This is a genomic window from Pseudomonas azerbaijanoccidentalis (genome assembly GCF_019145495.1).
GTDB lineage: Bacteria > Pseudomonadota > Gammaproteobacteria > Pseudomonadales > Pseudomonadaceae > Aquipseudomonas > Aquipseudomonas azerbaijanoccidentalis.
This window is the reverse complement of the sequence record NZ_JAHSTU010000002.1, coordinates 882,169-904,205: the sequence shown is the minus strand read 5'-3', so window position 1 is coordinate 904,205 and position 22,037 is coordinate 882,169. Positions and strand designations below refer to the sequence as shown.

Annotated in this window: 23 protein-coding genes and 1 pseudogene; 18 read left to right on the top strand and 6 right to left on the bottom strand. The window is 58.5% G+C overall.

Annotated features, from left to right (window positions below; translation table 11 throughout):
• The first annotated feature begins 97 nt into the window (after positions 1 to 97).
• The 4 genes from hxsA2 to hxsC are packed head-to-tail and all read left to right on the top strand — an operon-like array spanning position 98 to position 3,291.
• Positions 98 to 382 (top strand): His-Xaa-Ser repeat protein HxsA2, encoded by a 285-nt coding sequence (gene hxsA2, locus KVG88_RS10665; protein ID WP_217871305.1) that lies wholly within the window; start codon positions 98 to 100, stop codon positions 380 to 382.
• Positions 382 to 684 (top strand): His-Xaa-Ser system protein HxsD, encoded by a 303-nt coding sequence (hxsD, locus tag KVG88_RS10660; RefSeq protein WP_124368346.1) that lies wholly within the window; start codon positions 382 to 384, stop codon positions 682 to 684. Before hxsA2 ends, hxsD begins: the two co-directional genes overlap by 1 nt.
• The gene (hxsB, locus tag KVG88_RS10655) at positions 677 to 2,134 is read left to right on the top strand and encodes a His-Xaa-Ser system radical SAM maturase HxsB (RefSeq protein ID WP_217871304.1); all 1,458 of its coding nucleotides are present in this window, start codon (positions 677 to 679) and stop codon (positions 2,132 to 2,134) included. Before hxsD ends, hxsB begins: the two co-directional genes overlap by 8 nt.
• Positions 2,128 to 3,291, top strand: coding sequence for a His-Xaa-Ser system radical SAM maturase HxsC (gene hxsC / locus KVG88_RS10650; protein ID WP_217871303.1), 1,164 nt, complete (start codon positions 2,128 to 2,130; stop codon positions 3,289 to 3,291). The genes hxsB and hxsC overlap by 7 nt, the downstream gene beginning before the upstream one ends.
• Before the next feature lie 221 nt (positions 3,292 to 3,512).
• On the opposite strand, the gene KVG88_RS10645 is transcribed toward hxsC, so the two are convergent.
• A complete protein-coding gene (locus KVG88_RS10645; protein WP_217871302.1) occupies positions 3,513 to 4,460 on the bottom strand; it encodes a LysR family transcriptional regulator in 948 nt (315 codons plus the stop codon).
• A 149-nt stretch (positions 4,461 to 4,609) separates the two neighbouring features.
• Between KVG88_RS10645 and KVG88_RS10640 the strand changes: the two genes are divergently transcribed.
• Both KVG88_RS10640 and mmsB read left to right on the top strand, forming a co-directional pair.
• Positions 4,610 to 6,136 carry a CoA-acylating methylmalonate-semialdehyde dehydrogenase gene (locus tag KVG88_RS10640; protein ID WP_150705277.1) on the top strand — a complete coding sequence of 509 codons (1,527 nt, stop codon included), beginning with the start codon at positions 4,610 to 4,612 and terminating at the stop codon, positions 6,134 to 6,136.
• 10 nt (positions 6,137 to 6,146) lie between these two features.
• Complete coding sequence (gene mmsB, locus KVG88_RS10635; protein ID WP_217871301.1) at positions 6,147 to 7,034, top strand: 3-hydroxyisobutyrate dehydrogenase; 888 nt, start codon at positions 6,147 to 6,149, stop codon at positions 7,032 to 7,034.
• Between the two features lie 137 nt (positions 7,035 to 7,171).
• Here mmsB and KVG88_RS10630 read toward each other — a convergent pair whose 3' ends face one another.
• Together KVG88_RS10630 and KVG88_RS10625 are read right to left on the bottom strand one after the other, a co-directional pair.
• Positions 7,172 to 7,516, bottom strand: a complete 345-nt coding sequence (locus KVG88_RS10630; RefSeq protein WP_007900627.1) for a cupin domain-containing protein — start codon at positions 7,514 to 7,516, stop codon at positions 7,172 to 7,174.
• A 105-nt stretch (positions 7,517 to 7,621) separates the two neighbouring features.
• On the bottom strand, positions 7,622 to 8,506 hold the full coding sequence (locus tag KVG88_RS10625; RefSeq protein ID WP_150705275.1) for a LysR family transcriptional regulator: 885 nt from the start codon (positions 8,504 to 8,506) through the stop codon (positions 7,622 to 7,624).
• A 202-nt stretch (positions 8,507 to 8,708) separates the two neighbouring features.
• Between KVG88_RS10625 and KVG88_RS10620 the strand changes: the two genes are divergently transcribed.
• A complete protein-coding gene (locus KVG88_RS10620; protein WP_217871300.1) occupies positions 8,709 to 9,473 on the top strand; it encodes a sulfite exporter TauE/SafE family protein in 765 nt (254 codons plus the stop codon).
• Here KVG88_RS10620 and KVG88_RS10615 read toward each other — a convergent pair.
• On the bottom strand, positions 9,463 to 9,777 hold the full coding sequence (locus KVG88_RS10615) for a putative quinol monooxygenase (RefSeq protein WP_150705273.1): 315 nt from the start codon (positions 9,775 to 9,777) through the stop codon (positions 9,463 to 9,465). The genes KVG88_RS10620 and KVG88_RS10615 overlap by 11 nt on opposite strands.
• 162 nt (positions 9,778 to 9,939) lie before the next feature.
• Between KVG88_RS10615 and mdaB the strand changes: the two genes are divergently transcribed.
• From mdaB to KVG88_RS10560, 11 genes are all read left to right on the top strand, one after another.
• Entirely contained in the window at positions 9,940 to 10,530 is a 591-nt protein-coding gene (mdaB, locus tag KVG88_RS10610) for an NADPH:quinone oxidoreductase MdaB (RefSeq protein ID WP_217871299.1), read from the top strand.
• Positions 10,531 to 10,670: 140 nt separating this feature from the next.
• A complete protein-coding gene (locus tag KVG88_RS10605) occupies positions 10,671 to 11,582 on the top strand; it encodes a LysR family transcriptional regulator (protein WP_150705271.1) in 912 nt (303 codons plus the stop codon).
• A gap of 103 nt (positions 11,583 to 11,685) precedes the next feature.
• Positions 11,686 to 12,579: an NAD-dependent epimerase/dehydratase family protein gene (locus tag KVG88_RS10600; protein ID WP_150705270.1), complete on the top strand. Its 894-nt coding sequence runs from the start codon at positions 11,686 to 11,688 to the stop codon at positions 12,577 to 12,579.
• Positions 12,580 to 12,779: 200 nt separating this feature from the next.
• Positions 12,780 to 14,225: a SulP family inorganic anion transporter gene (locus KVG88_RS10595; RefSeq protein ID WP_217871298.1), complete on the top strand. Its 1,446-nt coding sequence runs from the start codon at positions 12,780 to 12,782 to the stop codon at positions 14,223 to 14,225.
• Positions 14,226 to 14,411: 186 nt separating this feature from the next.
• Positions 14,412 to 15,761, top strand: coding sequence for a GntT/GntP/DsdX family permease (locus tag KVG88_RS10590; protein ID WP_150705268.1), 1,350 nt, complete (start codon positions 14,412 to 14,414; stop codon positions 15,759 to 15,761).
• Between the two features lie 15 nt (positions 15,762 to 15,776).
• Entirely contained in the window at positions 15,777 to 16,637 is an 861-nt protein-coding gene (locus KVG88_RS10585) for a MurR/RpiR family transcriptional regulator (RefSeq protein ID WP_150705267.1), read from the top strand.
• Between the two features lies 1 nt (position 16,638).
• Positions 16,639 to 18,096: an N-acyl-D-amino-acid deacylase family protein gene (locus KVG88_RS10580; RefSeq protein ID WP_217871326.1), complete on the top strand. Its 1,458-nt coding sequence runs from the start codon at positions 16,639 to 16,641 to the stop codon at positions 18,094 to 18,096.
• Between the two features lie 119 nt (positions 18,097 to 18,215).
• Complete coding sequence (locus tag KVG88_RS10575; RefSeq protein ID WP_150705265.1) at positions 18,216 to 18,584, top strand: glyoxalase superfamily protein; 369 nt, start codon at positions 18,216 to 18,218, stop codon at positions 18,582 to 18,584.
• 288 nt (positions 18,585 to 18,872) lie between these two features.
• Entirely contained in the window at positions 18,873 to 19,178 is a 306-nt protein-coding gene (locus tag KVG88_RS10570) for a helix-turn-helix domain-containing protein (RefSeq protein ID WP_217871297.1), read from the top strand.
• A 158-nt stretch (positions 19,179 to 19,336) separates the two neighbouring features.
• Positions 19,337 to 19,582, top strand: a complete 246-nt coding sequence (locus KVG88_RS10565) for a FitA-like ribbon-helix-helix domain-containing protein (RefSeq protein ID WP_150705285.1) — start codon at positions 19,337 to 19,339, stop codon at positions 19,580 to 19,582.
• Positions 19,579 to 19,998, top strand: coding sequence for a type II toxin-antitoxin system VapC family toxin (locus KVG88_RS10560; protein ID WP_150705263.1), 420 nt, complete (start codon positions 19,579 to 19,581; stop codon positions 19,996 to 19,998). The genes KVG88_RS10565 and KVG88_RS10560 overlap by 4 nt, the downstream gene beginning before the upstream one ends.
• Positions 19,999 to 20,116: 118 nt before the next feature.
• Here the strand turns inward: KVG88_RS10560 and KVG88_RS31320 are convergent, their stop codons facing one another.
• Together KVG88_RS31320 and KVG88_RS31315 are read right to left on the bottom strand one after the other, a co-directional pair.
• A complete protein-coding gene (locus KVG88_RS31320) occupies positions 20,117 to 20,821 on the bottom strand; it encodes a methyl-accepting chemotaxis protein (RefSeq protein ID WP_412071309.1) in 705 nt (234 codons plus the stop codon).
• Between the two features lie 201 nt (positions 20,822 to 21,022).
• Positions 21,023 to 21,901, bottom strand: a pseudogene (locus KVG88_RS31315) (methyl-accepting chemotaxis protein); the annotation flags it as partial.
• Between the last annotated feature and the right edge of the window lie 136 nt (positions 21,902 to 22,037).

The following is a 22,037-nucleotide window of genomic DNA, read 5'->3' as shown; positions in this document are numbered from 1 at the left end:
AATGAGTTAATCGCCATCAGTCGATTCCACATTGACATCATCGATGCAGGCATCGACACTCGAGCGATTAACCATCAATTCGATAGGGATATCTGCAATGAAAAAGCGCTCCTTTCTGGTTCCTCTGGCCACCCTGGCTGCAGCCGTTGCTACGGAACAGGCTGCCGCTCTAACTACTTATGAAGTTGTCGAGCCCAACTCGGAAGCCAAGAACACATTTCAAGCTGAAGCCCAAAGCGAGAACCTTTCGGTTCGTGGTGGCAACGATCTGTTCGCCTTTGTTCTCAAACGCGGGGACCAGGGGCAGATGATGGCTTATCACAGCTCCCATAGCTCCCACTCTTCGCACAGTTCCCACAGCTCCCACTATTCGGGTCGATAATGGATTTCTCTCATAAGCTCCTTTTTGATGAGCGGCTTTATGACGCGCAGGTTTTGCAGAAAGCTGCATATCGATCGATCAATGCCCTGACGGTTGATATCACACCCGATGGGGGGCAGTTTGTCTGCGCTTTGTCATCGAATATCGGCGTGGACGAGCAGTCCTTTCTGTCTGCGGTCCAAGAGTTCAAGAAGGATGCGCTCGATTATCAGCTTCGCCACCGGCTGGCAGTTGAGACGCAACCGATCAAGAACCTGATACTCGGACTGGCCTTTTCAAAAACCGGACTGATTAGTGAGTAAATTCCAAAAGCTGGAGTTCTACGCGCAGCAACGTCCCTACGAGTTGCTGCCCTTTAAGTTCGACCGTCTGAATGACGACGAGTACGTCATTACCAACATGGCAGGCGAATTTCATGTCATACCGGTGCCGATGCTTGAACCGATCATTAGCAAGACGCTTCCGCTCACATCAGAGCTGATCCCTACGCTTCGATCCAAGCAGTTCATTCGCTTCACCAATGAGCAAGCGCCACTTCAGCTTCTGGCTCTCAAAATTCGTACGCGATTGTCCAGGCTGGCCGAGTTCACCAATCTGCATATCTTTGTAGTGACTCTTCGGTGTGACCATAGCTGCCCGTATTGCCAGGTTTCAAGGCAGTCGGAGAGCAAAGGCGAATTCGACATGACCACAGAGATGGCAGACAAGTCGTTGGATTTCGTCTTTATGTCTCCCAATCCCGCCATCAAAATTGAATTTCAGGGTGGAGAGCCGCTGCTGAACTTCGAGATGGTGAGGTACGTTGTTCTTGAGGCCAAAAAACGTAACGTCAAGGAAGGACGTGACCTACAGTTCGTCATTGCGACCACGCTTTCGCTACTGACCGATGACGTGCTCGACTTCTGTAAGCAGCACAACATCGTTCTTTCATCTTCGCTCGACGGGCCAATGGATCTGCATAATGCAAATCGCCCACGCCCGGGCAGAGATAGTCATCAGCGTTTCGAGGAAGGCTTGAAGAAAGCCCGTGCAGCCCTCGGCTATGACCAAGTGTCAGCCCTGATGACAACCACAGATAAGAGCCTGCCACGAGCACGCGACATCATTGATGAATACTTGCGCCTGGGCTTTGATGGCATCTTCCTCCGCACACTCTCCCCTTACGGCTTTGCGATCAAGACCAAAAAATTCATGTCGTATGACACGGAGCGCTGGCTGGAATTTTACAAGGAGGGCCTTGAGTACATCATTGAGCTAAACAAGTCCGGCATACGATTTGTAGAGCAATATTCTTCGCTCGTGCTGACAAAAATGCTGACATCAGGGGACCCTGGGTTCGTTGATTTGATGAACCCTGCCGGTGCTGGTATCGCAGCCATCGTGTTCAACTACGACGGATCGGTCTACGCCTCAGATGAAAGCCGTATGCTTGCCGAAATGGGAGATCATACGTTCCGTCTGGGCAGCATTCTTGAACACTCATATGAGGAGATCATCCTCTCTGATCAGCTTCTGGATGCACTGGAAAACTCTTTCACCTTAAGCGCTCCAATGTGCTCTGACTGTGCATTTGAACCTTACTGTGGAGCGGAGCCTGTCTACCATCACGCCATTCACAAAGACGTTGTAGCAAGAAAACCTGAGTCCTCTTTCTGCAAGCGAAATATGGCTATTTTCAAGCATCTCATTGAGCTGATGGGAAGTGATGAGCAAACAAAACGGATTTTTATGGGTTGGGCCAACCGATGCTGAAACTCGGCGGAAAGATTATCCGCATCCATGCGGTTGATGTTCATAGGGACCTTACTCTGCTCAAGGTGTCGACCAGCCGGAATTTGCCAGAAGTCTTGCGACGGGAAATAGCCTACTTGGTTTCCGATCAGGAGATTCCCCGAGGATTCGCGCACTACCTTCTGCTTGAGAAGCATCGACAGTTGGTTGAGGTACTGCCTCCCGACTCTGATTACTCGCTCCTACCGAATGACTACAGCTACATCGGTGATGGTGACATCATCCGGCTTTCAGCTGATCGTCAGAGCATTAGCGTGCTGTTTCGAGCATCGTCGCCGCACAACAGCATCCTGGTCACCGAGCAATGCAATCATTACTGTCTAATGTGTTCACAACCGCCTAAGGCAGCTGATGACTCGTGGATGCTTGACGAAATCGAGAGTCTGATTCCGCTTATTCCAAAAGATACCCGCGAGCTGGGGTTTACTGGGGGCGAGCCGACGACCAATCGGGAGCGCTTCCTTAAGATCATCAGCCTGACAAAAAGTTATCTGCCGAGAACCGCAATCCATATTCTCTCGAACGGGCGCAGCTTCAAAGACCCAGCGTTCGCTGAAAAGTATGCGCGGATTGAATTGCCCGACGCGATGATCGGAATCCCTGTCTATTCAGACGATCCGACGCTGCATGACTACATCGTCCAGGCCCAAGGCGCGTTCGATGAAACCATTCAGGGCATCCTCAATCTGAAGCGCTTGGGTCAGAAGGTTGAGATCCGAGTCGTCATTCACAAACTATCGGTGCAGCGCCTGCCTGAACTATGTGAGTTCATCGCACGCAATCTGCTGTTTGTTGACCATGTGGCGCTGATGGGCCTTGAGATGATGGGCTTCACCAGGGCCAATCTTGATGAGCTGTGGATCGACCCGATCGAGTACAAAGACACGCTCAGCAAATCGGTTGGCATTCTGGCCAAATACGGTATGAATATCTCTGTCTATAACCATCAGCTGTGCTTGGTGAATCCGGATATTCAGCCCTACTACCGCAAGTCAATCAGCGACTGGAAGAATGAGTACGCGCCCGAATGTCGGAGCTGCACTAAACAGCAAGAGTGCGGAGGGTTCTTCGCATCAGGTGTTAAGTTCGGCTACAGCAAGCACCTAGCTCCATTCTAACTTTGTTTTCCATTCTACAAATCCAACAAAGTATCGAGGCAGCAACTGGTTCCCTCGTGGTGCATACGCAATCAATATTTTGGCGTGCTTGCCGTTGTGAAGACCAGCAAGCTATTCCCAGGCTCTGCCTTGACTGCCAGAGAGTCGACCGTAAACAACACTCGTTACCTATGGAGCCCCGCTCCAGTAATGCCAGTGGGTGGGATTCCAGTTGCTTCAGCTCAATCGGCAAACCTCATTTCCCTCGTTTCACCCAGCAACAACGGGCCATTGAGCTCAGTCACCTCCCTGATGTAATCCCACAACAGGGTGATCCGCTTGAGCTTGCGCAGGTCTTCGCGGCAGTACATCCAGAACTGTCGGGTGATGTTGATCTCCTGCGGCAACACCGGCAGCAAGCGTGGATCCTGGGCGGCGAGGAAGCATGGCAGGATTGCCAGTGATCGGCCCTGCTGCGCCGCTACGAACTGTGCAATTACGCTGGTGCTGCGCAGGTTGGCGCTCGCGCCGGGGAGTACGTTGGCCAGGTACAACAGCTCGGAGCTGAACGCCAGGTCGTCGACGTAACTGATGAAGGAATGCTTGGCCAGATCAGTCGGACGGCGGATCGGCGGGTGGTTGTCCAGGTAGTCCTGGGTCGCGTACAGCTGCAAACGGTAGTCGCAGAGTTTGCAGCAGACGTACGGGCCATGCTCCGGACGTTCCAGGGCGATGACGATATCGGCCTCGCGCTTGGACAGGCTGATGAAGTGTGGCAGCGGCAGGATGTCGACCGAGATGGCGGGGTAGGTGTCGACGAAGTGGCTCAGTTGCGGCGTGATGAAGAAGCTGCCGAAGCCTTCGGTGCAGCCCATGCGCACATGCCCGGACAACGCCACCCCGGACCCGGAAACCTGTTCGCACGCCATGTGCAGCGTGCTCTCGATGGACTCCGCATAACCGAGCAGACGCTGGCCTTCAGCGGTCAGGACAAAGCCACTGGTCCGGGACTTCTCGAACAGCAGCGTGCCCAATGACGCTTCCAGCGAACTGATGCGCCGCGACACGGTGGTGTAGTCGACGGCCAGGCGTTTGGCCGCAGTGCTGGCCTTGCGGGTGCGGGCCACTTCAAGGAAAAACTTGAGGTCATCCCAATTCAGCGAGCCTAAAGACGTGATGTTTTTTTGCATGATGGACCGGCTTTTATGTGCGTTCTTATTAGAAGTTTGCACATCTATACTCCAAAAACAGCCCGACAACCAATTCGCGGCACACGCCTCATCGCAAGGCGACTTTTTCGCCTTGGCTCTCTAGATAACAACAAGTCCAGGAGACCCACATGAACGCATCGCTCACGCCCAACGACACCACCGTACAAAAGGTCAAATTGTTGATCGACGGCGAGTGGGTCGAGTCCCGATCCACCGAATGGCACGACATCGTCAACCCGGCGACCCAGCAAGTGCTGGCCAAAGTACCGTTTGCCACTGCCGAAGAAGTTGACGCCGCCATCAGCGCCGCCCATCGCGCCTTCCAGACCTGGAAGCTGACGCCAATCGGTGCGCGGATGCGGATCATGCTCAAGCTCCAGGCTTTGATTCGCGAACACTCCAAGCGCATCGCCGTGGTGTTGAGCGCCGAGCAGGGCAAAACCATTGCTGACGCTGAAGGCGACATTTTCCGTGGTCTGGAAGTGGTCGAGCACGCTTGCTCCATCGGCAGCCTGCAAATGGGCGAGTTCGCGGAAAACGTGGCGGGCGGTGTCGACACCTACACCCTGCGCCAACCGATCGGTGTGTGCGCCGGCATTACCCCGTTCAACTTCCCGGCGATGATTCCGCTGTGGATGTTTCCGATGGCCATCGCCTGCGGCAACACCTTTGTACTGAAGCCGTCCGAACAGGACCCGATGTCGACGATGCTGCTGGTTGAACTGGCCATCGAGGCCGGGGTTCCGGCGGGTGTGCTGAACGTCGTGCACGGTGGTAAAGACGTGGTGGATGCGCTCTGCACCCACAAAGACATCAAAGCGGTGTCCTTCGTCGGTTCGACTGCCGTCGGTACTCACGTGTACGACTTGGCCGGTAAGCACGGCAAGCGTGTGCAATCGATGATGGGGGCCAAGAACCACGCCGTGGTCCTGCCGGACGCCAATCGTGAGCAAGCGCTGAATGCACTGGTGGGCGCCGGTTTTGGTGCTGCCGGTCAACGTTGCATGGCCACCTCGGTGGTGGTGCTGGTGGGTGCGGCCAAGCAGTGGCTGCCAGACCTCAAGGCGCTGGCGCAGAAGCTCAAGGTCAATGCCGGCAGCGAGCCAGGCACTGATGTCGGCCCGGTCATTTCGAAAAAGGCCAAGGCGCGGATTCTTGAACTGATCGAAAGCGGCATCAAGGAAGGCGCCAAGCTTGAGCTGGACGGTCGCGAGATCTCAGTGGCGGGTTACGAGAAGGGCAACTTTGTCGGCCCGACCCTGTTCTCCGGTGTGACCACCGACATGCAGATCTACACCCAGGAAATCTTCGGCCCGGTGCTGGTGGTGCTGGAAGTGAACACCCTCGACGAGGCCATTGCCCTGGTCAACGCCAACCCGTTCGGCAACGGCACGGGCCTGTTCACCCAGAGTGGTGCGGCGGCGCGTAAATTCCAGACTGAAATTGATGTCGGCCAGGTCGGTATCAACATCCCGATTCCGGTGCCGGTGCCGTTCTTCAGCTTCACCGGTTCGCGCGGTTCCAAACTCGGCGACCTCGGCCCGTATGGCAAGCAAGTGGTGCAGTTCTACACTCAGACCAAGACCGTCACCAGTCGCTGGTTCGACGATGACAGCGTCAACGACGGTGTGAACACCACCATCAATTTGCGATAAGGAGCCGGACATGAAAATCGCTTTTATCGGTCTCGGCAACATGGGCGCGCCGATGGCGCGCAACCTGATCAAGGCCGGACATTCGTTGCGTCTGGTCGACCTGAACAAAGCCGTGCTGGCAGAGCTGGAACAACTGGGCGGCAGCATCAGCGCGTCGGCCCGTGAAGCGGCTGACGGGGCAGAGCTGGTGATCACCATGCTGCCGGCGGCTGTGCATGTACGTAGCGTGTGGCTGGGTGAAGACGGCGTGCTGGCCGGGATCGGCAAAGGCGTTCCGGCGGTGGATTGCAGCACCATTGATCCGCAGACCGCACGAGACGTCGCCGCCGCGGCTGCGAAGCAAGGCGTGGCCATGGCCGATGCGCCGGTTTCCGGCGGCACCGGCGGTGCGGCGGCCGGGACGTTGACTTTCATGGTTGGCGCCACCCCGGAACTGTTCGCCGCGCTGCAACCGGTACTGGCACAAATGGGCCGCAACATCGTCCATTGTGGTGAGGTCGGCACCGGGCAAATCGCTAAAATCTGCAACAACCTGCTGCTGGGGATTTCCATGGTCGGCGTCAGCGAAGCCATGGCGCTTGGCGATGCATTAGGCATCGACACCAAGGTGCTGGCAGGCATCATCAACAGCTCCACTGGGCGTTGCTGGAGTTCGGAGATGTACAACCCGTGGCCGGGCATCGTCGAAACGGCGCCTGCTTCGCGCGGCTATACCGGTGGCTTTGGTGCCGAGTTGATGCTCAAAGATCTGGGGCTGGCGACGGAAGCGGCGCGGCAGGCTCACCAACCGGTGGTGCTTGGCGCAGTGGCCCAGCAGTTGTATCAGGCGATGAGTTTGCGTGGGGAAGGTGGCAACGACTTTTCGGCGATCATCAATAGCTATCGCAAGCCCCAATAGGGGCTGTTTCCGGGGATCCGCGTCGGGCGGGTTCCCGGTTTTTTTGTCAGACAGAAAAGATCGCAGCCTTCGGCAGCGCCTGCATTGGATTGAGTTCATCCAGCAGGCGCTGCCGAAGGCTGCGATCTTTTGCTTTATCAGGCAAACACGAAATATTTGCGTACGGTTTCCACCACTTCCCAAGTGCCTTTCATCCCCGGTTCGATGACAAAAATATCACCGGCGCGCAGGTGGATCGGCGCCATGCCTTCAGGGGTGATGATGCAGTAGCCTTCCTGGAAATGGCAGTATTCCCACTTCACATATTCCACGTACCACTTGCCCGGCGTGCAGATCCAGGTGCCCATGATCTTGCTGCCGTCTTCGCTGGTGTAGGCGTTGAGGTTGACGGTGTGCGGGTCGCCTTCGAGTTTTTCCCATTTGCAGGCATCGAGTACGGGCAGCGGGTGGGTGTCGCGAAGAACGGTAATCGGTGCGGTCATGATGACTCCGGGCAGTGGGTTCTGGAACTGAAGTGGCACCCTATAGCGCCTGCCCGACCCTCAGTTGTCTGTGCTCGACACTGAGCTGTCCAGAAACGCACAGCTTCAGCCGAGAGTCAGCGCCTGGAACAATGCCATGGCGTATGCGGGCAGCGCCGTGAGGTCTCGGGCACAGAGCAGCAGTTTGCGCTGGGCCCAAGGCTCTTGCAGATCAACTCGCAGGATCGAGGATGTCGCTGGCCCACGCTCGACTGCCGCCAGCGGTACGATTGCCAGCCCCGCCCCGCGGGCGACCATGCGCATCACACCCTCGAAGCCGTCGGCACGGATGCGGATTTGCATGCGTGAGCCTGCGTGCAGCGCCTGCTCTTCCAGGTAAACCGCCAGCGCGCTGTTGGCGTTCAGGCCGACGTAGTCATGACGCAGTGTGTCGGTGAAGCTGACATTGGCGGCGCTTGCCAGCGGATGATCGAAGGGCATGATCAGCACCAGGGGATCGTCGCGAAATGCACGGGTCTGCAGGTCCGTGGTGTCCACCGCATCAGAGACGATACCGAGGTCCGCCGCGCCCTGACGTAGCGCGTGGGTGATGCGTGCACTGGGCAATTCCTGCAGCTCGATGTCGAGGTTGGGGTGTTGGTGCAGGAAGTCGGCGAGCAACTCCGGCAAGTACTCGGTGATGGCTGTGGTGTTGCATAGCAGGCGCACCTGGCCTTTGACGCCTTGGGCGTATTCGGCCAGTTCCTGCTGCATACGTTCGGCCTGTTGCAGCAGAACCCGGGCATGCCGGGCCAGGGCATTGCCGGCCGGGGTGGGGCTGACCCCTCGACGATTGCGCTGAAGAAACTCGACGCCCAGCGAGGCTTCCATGGCGCGAATTCGTGCGCTGGCTGCCGCGAGGGACAGATGACTGCGTGCGGCGCCAGCGGTGATGTTGCCGGTGTCGAGAATGTTCAGGTAGAGGCGCAGGTCGGTCAGGTCGAAGTGCATTTGGGCAGCCTCTGGAAGTGTGGTGTCTGGGAGGGCGCCATCGCTAGCAGGCTGACTCCCACAGTGGTTATGTGTCGTTCACCAATCCCCGGTAGGCGCTAGCTGTGTAAACCCACCCGATTACTCAGCCTCTTGCCCGAAGAGAGGCAGCCTCAGTATATGGCAGATTTTCAATCGAACCCCGAGGGCTCACCATGGCCCCATGAATACTCTCTCGGCGTTTTATCAGAATCTCGGATTGGCCCTTTCACTGCTGGTCATCGGCACCTTCTTGCTAGCCGGTATGATCAAAGGCGTGATCGGTCTCGGACTGCCAACCATTGCCATGGGCTTGCTGGGTCTGGCTATGGCCCCGTCGCAGGCTGCGGCGTTGCTGATCATCCCGGCAACAGTTACCAACGTTTGGCAATTGGCATTCGGCGGGCATCTGTCGGCCCTGATCAAACGCTTGTGGCCGATGCTGTTGGCGATTTTCCTCGGCACCGGCGCCGGCACGCTGTGGATCGGCATGGCCGGTGGGCACTGGGTGGTGCGCGGTTTGGGGGCGGCGTTGTTGCTCTATGCGTTGAGCGGGTTGTGCCTGCCGACCCTGCACATGGGCGCTCGTGCTGAGCGTTGGCTCGGTCCGCTTTGCGGCCTGGTGACCGGCGTCATCACATCGGCGACCGGGGTGTTCGTGATTCCAGCGGTGCCGTACCTGCAAGCGCTGGGTTTGAGTAAGGATGAACTGGTGCAGGCATTGGGCCTGTCGTTCACTGTCTCGACCCTGGCCCTGGCGGGCGGGCTGCTATGGCGCGGGGCGCTGGGCGGGGGGGAGTTGAGTGCGTCGATGCTGGCGCTGATTCCGGCGGTGCTTGGCATGTTGCTCGGGCAATGGCTACGCCAGCGGATCAGCGCCGTGCTGTTCAAACGGGTATTTTTCGTTGGCCTGGGATTGCTCGGCGGCCATTTGCTGATCAGCGGCTAGCAGACGACGGGCTGATCATTTCGATTGCGCGGATTTCGAAGTCACGCTCCAGGTATTCGTCGCGTTGTTCCAGAAACTGCTTCATGTGCGGCAGGTTCGAGTGCACGTCGAGGTGGGCCTGGGATTGCCAGATTTCGTAGAAGATAAACAGCGTTGGATCCTGCTTGTCGCGCAGCATGTGGTACTCGATGCAGCCGGGTTCAGCGCGACTCGCTTCCACATAACCGCTGAAAAACGCTTCGAAGGCGTCGGATTTTTCCGGGCGGGTCTTGGCGTGCAGGATGAAGCCTTGCATATCACTCATGAAAAACGCTCCTCAAGTCAGAATCGGCGCCAGTCTAAGGCAACAATTGCCAGTTGATTCGTGCGTTTAGGTCAAATGTATTTTGCCGTTCGGGTGCTTTTTCCGCGCGAGGCGCATCGTTACTCTGCCGCCATCCGATTCCTGACCTTCCCGAGACCTCCCATGAAAAAAGTTCTGTTGCTCAATGGCGGCAAGAAGTTTGCGCACTCCGATGGCCGCTACAACACCACCTTGCACGAAGCCGCGTTGAGCGTGCTGGATCGCGGCGGCGTGGACGTGAAAACCACGTTCATCGACGAGGGCTACGATGTGGCTGAAGAAGTCGCCAAATTCCTTTGGGCCGATGTAATCATTTATCAGATGCCTGGCTGGTGGATGGGCGCGCCCTGGACCGTGAAGAAGTACCTCGACGAAGTCTTCACCGAAGGCCATGGCAGCCTGTACGCCAGCGACGGCCGCACCCGCTCCGATGCTTCGCAAAAGTACGGCAGCGGCGGTTTGGTTCAAGGCAAGCAATACATGCTGTCATTGACCTGGAACGCCCCGCAGCAAGCCTTCGACGACCCGACTGATTTCTTTGAAGGCAAAGGCGTGGACGCGGTGTATTTCCCGTTCCACAAAGCCAACGAGTTCCTCGGCATGAGCGGTCTGCCGACTTTCCTCAGTGTGGACGTGATGAAACGTCCGAACATCGAAGGCGACGTGGCGCGTTATGAGCAGCACTTGACCGAGGTGTTTGGCCTTAAGGCGTAACGCTCGGCTACTATCGGTCGCAATGGCTAAAAAGATCGCAGCCTTCGGCAGCTCCTGCGTGTACGCAATACTCTGTAGGAGCTGCCGCAGGCTGCGATCCTAACGATCCATGCCACGCCGATTAGCGAAAGAGGACACACGTGAAAGCCAGATCCGATGAGTTGCAGATTTTCGTCTGCGTGATTGAGTGCGGGTCGATTTCCGCGGCGGCCGAGCAGGTCGGGCAAACGCCGTCGGCGGTCAGCCGCACGCTTTCGCGGCTGGAGGCCAAGCTCGACACCACGCTGATCAATCGCACCACGCGGCGCATGGACCTGACCGAAGAGGGCAAGTATTTTTTTGAGCACGCCAAGCTGATTCTCGATCAGATGGACGAGCTCGAAGAGCGCTTGACCTCGCGCCAGCAAACGCCGTCCGGGCGCCTGCGCATCAACGCCGCCTCGCCGTTCATGCTGCACGCCATCGTGCCGTACATCGATGAGTTTCGACGGCTCTATCCCGATATCCAGCTTGAGCTCAACAGCAACGACCTGATCATCGATTTGCTGGAACAAAGTACCGACATCGCCATTCGCATCGGCACCCTGGCCGATTCGACCCTGCACGCCCGCTCCCTGGGATGCAGTCCGTTACACATCGTCGCCAGCCCCGCGTATCTGGAAAAACACGGCACGCCAACGGCGGTGGCCGACCTGTCCGCGCATACGCTATTGGGCTTCACCCAGAACGAAGGACTCAACCAGTGGCCGCTGCGTTATGTGCACGGCGATCGTTGGCCGATTCAGGCGTCGCTCAGTGCCTCCAGCGGTGAAACCATCCGCCAACTGGCGCTGGAAGGGCAGGGCATCGCCAGCCTGTCGCACTACATGACCATCGAAGACATTCGCGCCGGGCGTTTAAAGGTGCTGCTGGCGGAGTTCAACAGCGGCTATCGCCAGCCGATCAACGCCGTGTACTACCGTAACTCGCAACTGGCCTTGCGAATTCAGTGCTTTCTGGACTTTATCCAGAGCAAACTGGCGCTGTACGCCACCGACGATTTCAACGACTGATTCGTGATTACTGCGCAAGAGTGAATTGGGTCAGCGGGGATTTTTCGTCAAGGAACAGTGCTTGATACTCGTTGCATCACTTATTCACGCAGGGAGTTTCTCCATGAACGTATTCGTTACCGGTGCAGCGGGTTTTATCGGCGGTTCCATCGCCACAGGCTTGATCCAGGCAGGTCACAGCGTCAAAGGCCTGGTGCGCAACGCCGAACAGGCGGATGAACTGAAAGCGCTGGGCATCACGCCAGTCATCGGCACGCTTGACGACAGCGCACTGCTCGCTGACCAGGCCCGCGCCGCCGATGCCGTGATCAACGCCGCCAGCAGCGACCATCGTGGCGCAGTCGAAGCCTTGCTCGATGCCTTGCGCGGTTCCAACAAAGTGTTTCTGCACACCAGCGGTTCGAGCATCGTTGGCGATGCGTCGGGCGGTAAATCTAGCGATGTCATCTACTTCGAAGACAACCTGCCGGAACCCACCGTCGACAAGGCCGCACGCGTGGCTATCGATAATCTGATCCTCGCCGCAGCGAAAGACGGGGTGAACTCGGCGGTGATCTGCAACACGCTGATCTATGGCCACAGCCTGGGCGTCAATCGCGACAGCGTACAGTTGCCGCGTTTGCTGAAACAGGCGCGTAAAAGTGGCGTGGTGCGTCATGTGGGCACGGGCCAGAACATCTGGTCCAACGTACACATCGAAGACGTAGTTGCTTTGTACCTGCTGGCGCTGACCAAAAACGTACCGGGCACGTTCTATTTTGTCGAAAGCGGCGAAGCGTCGTTCATCGACATGACCACGGCCATGGCGCAGGCGTTGAATCTGGGCGAGTCGCAGGATTGGCCGCTCAAGGATGCCGAGGCCGAGTGGGGTTATGAAATGGCCAACTATGGCCTGGGCTCCAACAGCCGGGTTCGCGGCAAGCATGCGCGTGAATTGCTGGGCTGGGTGCCGAAGCGGACGTCGGTAGTGGAGTGGATTCGCGACGAAATGGTGTGAGTTCGCTTTAGACCGCGTTGTTCCCATCGCGGGCAAGCCCGCTCCCACAGGTTTTGCGTCGTTCGATAATTTTGTGAGCGGCAAAATACCTGTGGGAGCGTGGCTTGCCCGCGATGGCGTTTTCAACGTCCCTGCAACTGGCCGGGTTGGCTGCGATTCCGTAACATCTGCACACTCTTTTCGCCCTGTATGCGGTCCTCATGAAACCTAGACATCTGCGAGCCGACCTTCTGGCCGGGCTCACCACCTCTTTCGCCTTGTTACCCGAATGCATCGCTTTCGCCCTCGTGGCCCATCTCAATCCGCTGATGGGTTTGTATGGCGCATTCATCATCTGCACCCTGACCGCGCTGTTTGGTGGGCGCCCGGGCATGGTGTCCGGTGCGGCCGGGTCGATGGCGGTGGTGATCGTCGCGCTGGTGGTGCAACACGGTGTCCAGTACCTGCTGGCCACGGTGTTGCTGGGCGGGTTGATCATGATGGCGTTCGGTTTGCTCAAGCTCGGCAAACTGGTGCGCATGGTGCCGCATCCGGTGATGCTCGGTTTCGTCAATGGCCTGGCGATCATCATCGCGCTGGCGCAACTGGAGCATTTCAAAAATGGCGAGAGCTGGCTCAGTGGCACGCCGCTGTACATGATGATCGGCCTGGTCGCAGTGACCATGGCGGTTGTCTACCTGCTGCCGCGACTGACGCGCACAGTACCGCCAGCGCTGGTGGCCATTCTTGGTGTGGGCCTGGCGGTTTATCTGCTGGGTTTGCCAACCCGCACCCTGGGTGACATGGCGCACATCGCCGGTGGTTTGCCGACCCTGGCGCTGCCGGACATCCCGTGGAACCTGGATACCCTGCGCATCATCGCGCCGTACGCGATCCTGATGGCGCTGGTCGGCCTGCTGGAAACCCTGCTGACCCTGAACCTGACTGATGAAATCACCGAAAGTCGTGGCTATCCGGATCGCGAGTGCGTGGCATTGGGCGCGGCCAACATGGTCTCCGGTGCGTTCGGCGGCATGGGCGGTTGCGCGATGATTGGCCAGACCGTGATCAACCTCAGCTCCGGTGGGCGTGGGCGCTTGTCCGGTGTGGTGGCCGGGGTCTCGATTCTGTTGTTCATCCTGTTTCTGTCGCCGCTGATTGAGCGCATTCCGCTGGCGGCGCTGGTCGGGGTGATGTTCGTGGTGTCGCAACAGACCTTCGCCTGGGCCTCGCTGCGGGTGATGAACAAGGTGCCGCTGAACGATGCGCTGGTGATCATCGCCGTGACAGCGATCACGGTATTCACCGATCTCGCCACCGCTGTGCTGTGCGGCATCATCATCGCGGCGCTGAATTTCGCCTGGCAACAGGCTCGGCAGCTGTACGCCGACAGTCATCTGGAAAATGACGGCAGCAAGCTGTACCGGGTCCACGGCACGTTGTTTTTCGCCTCGACCACGCCCTTCCTCAATCAATTCGACCCGGCCAACGATCCGGCGCAGGTGACGCTCGATTGTCGCCATCTGAGCTTCGTCGACTACTCGGCCATCGCCGCACTGGACACCCTGCGCGAACGCTACAGCAAGGCCGGCAAGCACCTGCGGGTGCTGCATTTGTCGGAGCGTTGCAAGAAGTTGCTCAGGCGCGCCCGGGTTCACCACGACTGAGCCGGCAACAGGCCAGGCGGATGAAAATTCGCCTGGCCGATTTTCATTATTCGCGACACGACATATCCATTAGCGACACGCCTTACCTCTCCACGAAAATTACTTTCACCTCGTTTGATAATCACGCCTCGAAATGTTTTAAGAGTTTCACAAATATTTCGACGTGACCCTCTCGAGGAGTACCGCATGACCCTGTCCTTCGGCTATTGGCTGCTGGTGTATGCCGCCATCGCCATCATTGCTTTGATCGTTCTGATCGCGCGTTACCGGCTCAACCCGTTCATTGTCATCACCCTGATTTCCATTGGGCTGGCGCTGGTGGCGGGCATGCCGCCGTCGGGTGTGGTGGGGGCGTACGAGGCCGGCGTTGGCAAGACCCTGGGGCACATCGCGCTGGTGGTGGCGCTGGGCACGATGCTCGGCAAGATGATGGCCGAGTCCGGCGGCGCCGAGCAGGTGGCTCGGACTTTGATCGACCGCTTCGGCGAGAAGAACGCGCACTGGGCGATGGTCTGCATTGCGTTCCTGGTCGGCTTGCCGCTGTTCTTCGAAGTCGGTTTCGTGTTGCTGGTGCCGATTGCGTTTACCGTGGCGCGTCGGGTCGGTGTGTCGATCCTGATGGTCGGCTTGCCGATGGTCGCCGGGCTCTCGGTGGTGCATGCGCTGGTGCCTCCGCACCCGGCGGCGATGCTCGCGGTGCAGGTGTATCAGGCGTCGGTGGGGCAGACGTTGCTCTATGCGATTGCGATCGGTATTCCGACAGCGATCATCGCCGGTCCCCTGTACGCCAAGTTCATTGTGCCGCGTATTCAATTGCCGGCGGAAAACCCGCTGGAGCGTCAGTTCCTCGAACGCGAACCGCGCGACAAACTGCCGGGTTTCGGTCTCACCATGGCGACCATTCTGTTGCCGGTGGTGCTGATGCTGATCGGCGGCTGGGCTAATCTGATTTCTACGCCGGGTACGGGGTTCAACCAGTTCCTGCTGTTCATCGGCAACTCGGTGATTGCACTGTTGCTGGCGACTTTGCTGAGCTTCTGGACCCTCGGCCTGGCACAGGGCTTCAACCGTGAATCGATCCTCAAGTTCACCAACGAATGCCTGGCGCCGACCGCGAGCATTACACTGCTGGTGGGTGCCGGTGGTGGCCTCAACCGGATTCTGGTGGACGCCGGTGTCACCGACCAGATCGTCGGTCTGGCCCACGAATTCCACCTGTCGCCACTGTTGATGGGCTGGCTGTTTGCCGCGCTGATGCGCATCGCCACCGGTTCTGCCACGGTAGCGATGACCACGGCCTCGGGCGTGGTTGCACCAGTGGCCATCGGCCTGGGCTACCCGCATCCGGAGCTGTTGGTCTTGGCGACTGGCGCCGGGTCGGTGATTTTTTCTCACGTCAACGACGGCGGCTTCTGGTTGATCAAGGAATACTTCAACATGACGGTCGCACAGACCTTCAAGACCTGGACGGTGCTGGAGACGTTGATCTCGCTTGTTGCTTTCGGTCTGACCGTCGGCCTTTCTTACCTGATTTAACCGGAGTCGCCCGTCATGGACATCCTTTACCAGATTCGTGCCCGCCAGGATTCTTTCAGCGCCGGTGAAGGACGCATCGCTCGCCTGATGCTCGACGACGTAGGTTTTGCCGCGTCCGCCAGCCTCGATGAATTGGCCGTGCGGGCGGAGGTCAGCACCGCCACGCTGTCGCGTTTCGCGCGCACGGTCGGCTGCAAGGATTTGCGTGACCTGCGCTTGCAACTGGCCCAAGCCAACGGCGTCGGCAGCCGCTTTCTCGACCCGGCGGGTACACCGGATCAGTCGGCGTTTTACGGGCAGATCGTCGGCGATATCGAGTCGACGCTGCGTCAGCACCTGTCGGCCTTCGACGAGTCGCGTTTCGCCGATGCGGTCAAACTGCTGGGCAAGGCGCGAATGATTCACGCGTTCGGCATGGGCGGTTGCTCGACCCTGTGCAGCGATGAATTGCAGGTGCGTCTGGTGCGCCTCGGTTACCCGATCGCGGTGTGCCACGACGCGGTGATGATGCGCGTCACCGCTGCCAGCCTCAGCCCGGAACACGTGGTCATCGTCTGCTCGCTGACCGGGATCACCCCGGAGCTGGTAGAGACGGTGGAGCTGGCGCGCAACTACGGCGCACGCATTCTGGCCATCACCCGCGCCGACTCGCCGCTGGCGCAACTGGCCGACATCGTCCTGCCACTGCAAAGCGCCGAGACCTCATTCATCTACAAACCCACGGCAGCGCGCTACGGCATGCTGCTGGCCATTGACGTGCTTGCCACCGAGCTGGCACTGGCCAATCCTCAAGACAATCAAGAACGTCTGCGGCGGATCAAACTCGCCCTGGACGATTACCGAGGCGGCGATGATCACCTGCCGCTGGGAGACTGACATGATGTACGACACGCTGATCCGCAATGCCCTGATCATCGATGGCAGCAACAGCCCCGCGTACCCGGCTGACGTGGCGATCCTGAACGGGCGCATCGAGCGCATCGGCGACCTGCACGATGCCCAGGCCAATGAAGAAATTGACGCGGCGGGCAAGGTGCTGGCACCGGGATTCATTGATGTGCACACCCACGACGACACGGTGGTGATCCGCCAGCCGCAGATGCTGCCCAAGCTCAGTCAGGGCGTAACCACGGTGATTGTCGGCAACTGCGGGATCAGCGCTTCACCGGTAAGTTTGCGCGGCGATCCGCCGGACCCGATGAACCTGCTCGGCACGGCCGCAGCCTTCGTTTATCCAACGTTCAGCGACTATCGCGCAGCGGTCGAAGCGGCGAACACCACGCTCAATGTTGCCGCGTTGGTCGGGCATACCGCGCTGCGTAGCAACCACCTCGACGACCTGTTCCGCACCGCCACCGCTGAAGAGATTGCGGCGATGCGCGAGCAATTGCGCGAGAGCCTGGAGGCCGGTGCGTTGGGCTTGTCCACCGGCCTGGCCTACGCCAGCGCCTTCTCGGCTTCCACCGATGAAGTCATGCAATTGACCGAAGAGCTGACGGCGTTCGGTGCGGTGTACACCACCCATCTGCGCAGCGAGTTCGAACCGGTATTGGAGGCCATGGACGAGGCATTCCAGATCGGCCGTCACGCGAAATCCCCGGTGATCATTTCCCATCTCAAGTGTGCCGGCGCCGGCAACTGGGGGCGCAGTCCACAACTGTTGGCGTCGCTTGAACACGCTGCGAAAACCCATCCGGTGGGCTGCGATTGCTATCCCTATGCGGCGAGCTCCTCGACGCTGGATCTCAAGCAAGTCACCGATGCCCATCGCATCACCATTACCTGGTCGACGCCACACCCGGAAATGGGCGGGCGCGACTTGATGGACATCGCTGCCGAATGGAACCTGTCGTTGCTCGATACCGCCCGCCAACTGCAACCGGCAGGTGCGGTGTATTACGGCATGGACGAGAGCGATGTGCGCAGAATCCTCGCCCATCCGTTATCGATGGTCGGCTCCGATGGATTGCCGGAAGATCCGTTTCCGCACCCTCGCTTGTGGGGCGCGTTTCCACGGGTGCTCGGGCATTTCAGTCGCGACGTAGGATTGTTTCCACTGCACACCGCCGTGCACAAAATGACCGGGCTGTCGGCGGCACGATTTGGCTTGAAGGAACGCGGCGAGATCCGTGAAGGCCATTGGGCCGATCTGGTGTTGTTCGATCCGGCGACCATTCGTGATGTGGCGGACTTCAATGATCCGCAACAAGCGGCCGAAGGCATCGAGGGCGTGTGGGTCAACGGCGTGCTGAGTTATCAGGACGGTCAGGCCAATGGACGCCGGGAAGGACGGTTCCTGGCACGGGAAGGGGATCTGCGTGACGGCTTTAATTGAAGATTCGTGCAGCGCGTCACAGTGATGGCACATTGAGATTAAAGAAAGCCATCAACAAGCCGAATTGCTGACGTACAGCCCGGCTACACTCTGGGCTATTTCTGTCTGGGAGCAACTCGATGAGCTTCGGCAAAACCACCCCGATCCTGCGTATCTTCGATGAAATCAAGGCCGTTGAATTCTATGTCGACTTCCTCGGATTCAAGATCGACTGGCAGCACCGCTTTGAAGCCAACTTCCCGTTGTACCTGCAAATCTCCCGCGGTGAATGCGTGTTGCACCTGTCCGAACACCACGGCGACGCCACACCGGGCTCGGCCCTGCGCATCGAGACCGACGAACTGGAAGCCTTCCAGCAGCAACTGCTGGCCAAGGAATACACGTTCGCCCGGCCAGAAATCCAGGCCATGCCTTGGGGCAGCCAGGACATGACCATTAGCGATCCGTTTGGTAATCGGTTGGTGTTTACCAATGCGATTAGTGTTTGAGCTTTAGATAGCTATTGATCATTCCCGCGCGGGAGCGTGGGAATGATCTGGTGGATATCATTTCAAGCAAGCTCACATTGGCCTCCTACAAGGGGCAATCAGGAGCAGCTACTCGCATCGCCATCAAGTTTTCCTTCGGCAGGTAATTCCCTTTCGGACACTCGATTACGTCCAGCGCCGACCCGAAATCATCGCTAACATTTGAGTCCGTTATCAGGGCGGTTCGACGAGCCCCGCAACCCATACAGTTGCTCTCTTGGTCTATTTTGAAGAAAGAGAGCTACGGAAATGGCTAAAAAATTCTCTGACTTGGTGGCGCATCGTTCTCTTGAATCTCAAGCACGCGTCGAAGAATTGATCAAGAAACTGCGGGCGGAAATGCCATTGCACCAGCTGCGTCAGGCACAAGCACTTAGCCAAAACACATTGGCCAAAGCGCTGCACGTTAACCAGGTATCGATCGCCAAAATGGAGCGGCGAACAGATTTGTACATCAGCACCTTACGCAGCCAAATTCGAGCCATGGGCGGCGAATTGGAAATTATTGCGACCTTTTCCGAGGGGCAGTTCAAGATCGAAAATTTCTCACACTGAATAATCTGTAGTTGTTTTTAACTTCGCGCCAAACTTGGTCAAATAGCGGGTTCATATCTTGAAAGCGGCATGATTGGCCGTTCGGCACCTGAATGAGTTTTATCGAACCTTGGTGTGCTAGCCTGCAATCAATGATTTCACTGATTGCAGGAGGCATCATGGCCAGTATCACAATTCGAAACCTCGATGATCAGATCAAAGAGCAGCTACGCATTGCGGCCGCCCACAACGGGCATTCAATGGAAGAGGAAGCTCGCCTGATTCTCGGAAGAGCCTTGGCTACCGTCGACCGTGCCGGAGGTCTGGGCAGCAGAATTCGTAGCAGGTTCAGTGCTTGCGGTGGCGTTGAGCTTGAGTTGTCTGCACGGCAGGAGAAAGCGACTGCAGTGGACTTCTCTGAATGATAGTGCTCGATACCAATGTTCTTTCAGAGTTCATGCGGGTCGAGCCTGACGCTCAGGTGCTTGCCTGGGTGGATGCCCAGCCTGCAATGGAACTAGCCATCAGCGCTGTGACCGTGGCAGAAATCCTTCACGGTATAGCTCGACTTCCGTCCGGCAAACGCAAACAAAAACTTGAATCCCATGCAATGGCGATGTTCGAAGAAGACTTTGCCGGTCGGATATTGCCTTTCGATGTTCATGCTGCGGTCGAGTACGCGACGCTGGTGGCGAGTTGTGAGGCGAAGGGGCGCGCGGCGTCAATGGCTGATGCGCAAATTGCCGCTGTTTGCCGAAGCCATGGAACCCCGATTGCCACCCGCAATGTTCGGGACTTTGAGTTTTCCGGGCTGGAGGTCATTAATCCGTGGGAAGCTTGAGTCCCTTCATTGCCCTGTAGACCGCTATCCGAGCAGGCTCGCTCCCACAAGGTACTCACTGAGCCTGTGGGAGCGGGCTTGCCCGCGATTGGTTTTGTGATTCAGCGCTGACCGAGCGTCAAACGCGGAAGTGACTCACCATCTGCTGCAACTGATTTCCCAACCGCGCCAGTTCAACGCTGGACGCGGCGGTCTCGTCGCTGGCGGCGGCAGTCTGTTCCGACACGTCGCGCACGTTGATGATGCTGCGGCTGATTTCTTCGGCCACGGCGCTTTGCTGTTCGGCGGCAGCGGCGATCTGCTGGTTCATCGACTGGATGTTGGACACCGTGCGGGTGATGCTTTCCAGTGAGGCACCAGCCTTGCGGGTCAGCGCGACACTGCTGTCGGTCAGGGTGCGGCTGTTGTTCATCACCGTCGCCACTTGCTGCGTCCCATTCTGCAAACCGGCCACCAGGCCTTCGATTTCTTCGGTGGATTTTTGCGTGCGCTGGGCCAGGCCACGGACTTCGTCGGCCACCACGGCAAAACCACGTCCGGCTTCACCGGCGCGGGCCGCTTCAATCGCTGCGTTGAGCGCCAGCAGGTTGGTCTGTTCGGCCACGGCCTTGATCACGTCCATAACGCTGCCGATCTTGTCGCTTTCCTGTTGCAGCACGCTCATGGCTTCAGTGGAACGCACGACTTCGCTGGCCAGGCGTTCGATCTGCGCGATGGCTTCGCCAACCACCTTGTCACCTTCACGGGCTTCGCCATCGGCCGCAGCGGCAGCTTGCGACGCTTGCTCGGCGTTGCGCGCGACTTCCTGCACGGTGGCGGTCATCTCGTGCATCGCCGTGGCGACCTGATCGGTCTCGATTTTCTGGCTGTTGACCCCGGCGCTGGTTTGCTCGGTGACGGCCGACAGTTCTTCGGCGGCGCTGGCGATCTGTGTGACGCCGTCGCGGATGCCGCTGATCAAGTCGCGCAGGGTCACGCCCATGCGCGCAATGCCTTGCTGCAATACGCCGAGTTCATCGCGGCGGGTGACCTTGACGTCCTGGGACAGGTCGCCGCTGGCGATGCGATCGACCACCGCCAGGGTGTCACGCAATGGGCCGGTGATCTGTCGGGTGATGAGCACGGCCGCAATGATGCCCACCAACAAGGCCAGCAGCGTGCTGCCCAATTGCAGGGTGCGGGCCTTGGCGCTTTCAGCGTCACGACGGTCCAGCTGGATCTGATACAGCTGCTCGCTCAGGCTGACGATGGCCGCACCCTGGTCGGTCATTTCCTTGCGCGCCTGCACGACATCGCTGTTTGCGGTCTTGTAGGCCTGCAACGCGCTGCGGTAACTGGCCAAGGCGCTTTCCAATTGACGCAAGGCGTCTGGCTGCACATCAGCGAACTGGGCGTTGAGGGATTTCACGCTGGCAATCGCCCGGTCGAGTTGCGCGACAGCTTTTTGTTCAGTCTCGGCGTTGGTGGTGGCGGTATAGCCACGCACTTCGTAGCGTGCCAGCAGAAAAGCTTCCTTGGCAGCAGTGATGGCCTGGAACTGTTCGAAGCGTTGGTCGCTCAGCGGCATTTGCTGTACGCGGGTGTTGATGTCGTTGATCAGCGTATTGGCCGTTTCGGCATTGTCGGTCATGACGTCGCGCGCGCTGTTGCCGGCGCGGTAGGCGCCGCGCATTTTGTTCAGGGATGTTTTGTAGGCATCGATGACGGTGCCTTGCTCCCTGAGCAGCTTGAGGTTTTCCGGGCTCTTGAACTTCACCAGCAACGCTTGCTGCTGAGCCGAAAACGCTTCGAGAGTGGTTTGCACGTTCTGTGCGATGGTTTCGTCGCCGTTGGCCAGCATGTATTGCAGGCGCACCACACGCAGCTTGGTCAGGCCGGCGTTGAGCTGGGTGATGTCACTCATCCAGTTGCTACGGTCGATCAGGCTGCCCAGGCTGGTCCAGCCGGTCAGGGCGAGCACGCAGGTCAAGGCCAGTACCAGGCCAAACCCCAGGCCCAGTTTCAGGTTCACGCTGATATTGCCGAACCAGCTATTCATC

What these genes read in the sequence shown, in the direction of transcription:
- KVG88_RS10580 (WP_217871326.1), top strand. Translation starts at nt 16,639, where the DNA reads ATGATGTACGACACGCTGATCCGCAATGCCCTGATCATCGATGGCAGC.
- KVG88_RS10615 (WP_150705273.1), bottom strand. Translation starts at nt 9,777, where the DNA reads ATGAGTGATATGCAAGGCTTCATCCTGCACGCCAAGACCCGCCCGGAA.
- KVG88_RS10630 (WP_007900627.1), bottom strand. Translation starts at nt 7,516, where the DNA reads ATGACCGCACCGATTACCGTTCTTCGCGACACCCACCCGCTGCCCGTA.
- hxsC (WP_217871303.1), top strand. Translation starts at nt 2,128, where the DNA reads ATGCTGAAACTCGGCGGAAAGATTATCCGCATCCATGCGGTTGATGTT.
- hxsD (WP_124368346.1), top strand. Translation starts at nt 382, where the DNA reads ATGGATTTCTCTCATAAGCTCCTTTTTGATGAGCGGCTTTATGACGCG.
- KVG88_RS10565 (WP_150705285.1), top strand. Translation starts at nt 19,337, where the DNA reads ATGGCCAGTATCACAATTCGAAACCTCGATGATCAGATCAAAGAGCAG.
- KVG88_RS10625 (WP_150705275.1), bottom strand. Translation starts at nt 8,506, where the DNA reads ATGCACTTCGACCTGACCGACCTGCGCCTCTACCTGAACATTCTCGAC.
- KVG88_RS10560 (WP_150705263.1), top strand. Translation starts at nt 19,579, where the DNA reads ATGATAGTGCTCGATACCAATGTTCTTTCAGAGTTCATGCGGGTCGAG.
- KVG88_RS10600 (WP_150705270.1), top strand. Translation starts at nt 11,686, where the DNA reads ATGAACGTATTCGTTACCGGTGCAGCGGGTTTTATCGGCGGTTCCATC.
- KVG88_RS31320 (WP_412071309.1), bottom strand. Translation starts at nt 20,821, where the DNA reads ATGACCGCCACCGTGCAGGAAGTCGCGCGCAACGCCGAGCAAGCGTCG.
- mmsB (WP_217871301.1), top strand. Translation starts at nt 6,147, where the DNA reads ATGAAAATCGCTTTTATCGGTCTCGGCAACATGGGCGCGCCGATGGCG.
- KVG88_RS10575 (WP_150705265.1), top strand. Translation starts at nt 18,216, where the DNA reads ATGAGCTTCGGCAAAACCACCCCGATCCTGCGTATCTTCGATGAAATC.
- KVG88_RS10595 (WP_217871298.1), top strand. Translation starts at nt 12,780, where the DNA reads ATGAAACCTAGACATCTGCGAGCCGACCTTCTGGCCGGGCTCACCACC.
- hxsA2 (WP_217871305.1), top strand. Translation starts at nt 98, where the DNA reads ATGAAAAAGCGCTCCTTTCTGGTTCCTCTGGCCACCCTGGCTGCAGCC.
- KVG88_RS10585 (WP_150705267.1), top strand. Translation starts at nt 15,777, where the DNA reads ATGGACATCCTTTACCAGATTCGTGCCCGCCAGGATTCTTTCAGCGCC.
- KVG88_RS10620 (WP_217871300.1), top strand. Translation starts at nt 8,709, where the DNA reads ATGAATACTCTCTCGGCGTTTTATCAGAATCTCGGATTGGCCCTTTCA.
- KVG88_RS10640 (WP_150705277.1), top strand. Translation starts at nt 4,610, where the DNA reads ATGAACGCATCGCTCACGCCCAACGACACCACCGTACAAAAGGTCAAA.
- KVG88_RS10645 (WP_217871302.1), bottom strand. Translation starts at nt 4,460, where the DNA reads ATGCAAAAAAACATCACGTCTTTAGGCTCGCTGAATTGGGATGACCTC.
- KVG88_RS10590 (WP_150705268.1), top strand. Translation starts at nt 14,412, where the DNA reads ATGACCCTGTCCTTCGGCTATTGGCTGCTGGTGTATGCCGCCATCGCC.
- mdaB (WP_217871299.1), top strand. Translation starts at nt 9,940, where the DNA reads ATGAAAAAAGTTCTGTTGCTCAATGGCGGCAAGAAGTTTGCGCACTCC.
- KVG88_RS10570 (WP_217871297.1), top strand. Translation starts at nt 18,873, where the DNA reads ATGGCTAAAAAATTCTCTGACTTGGTGGCGCATCGTTCTCTTGAATCT.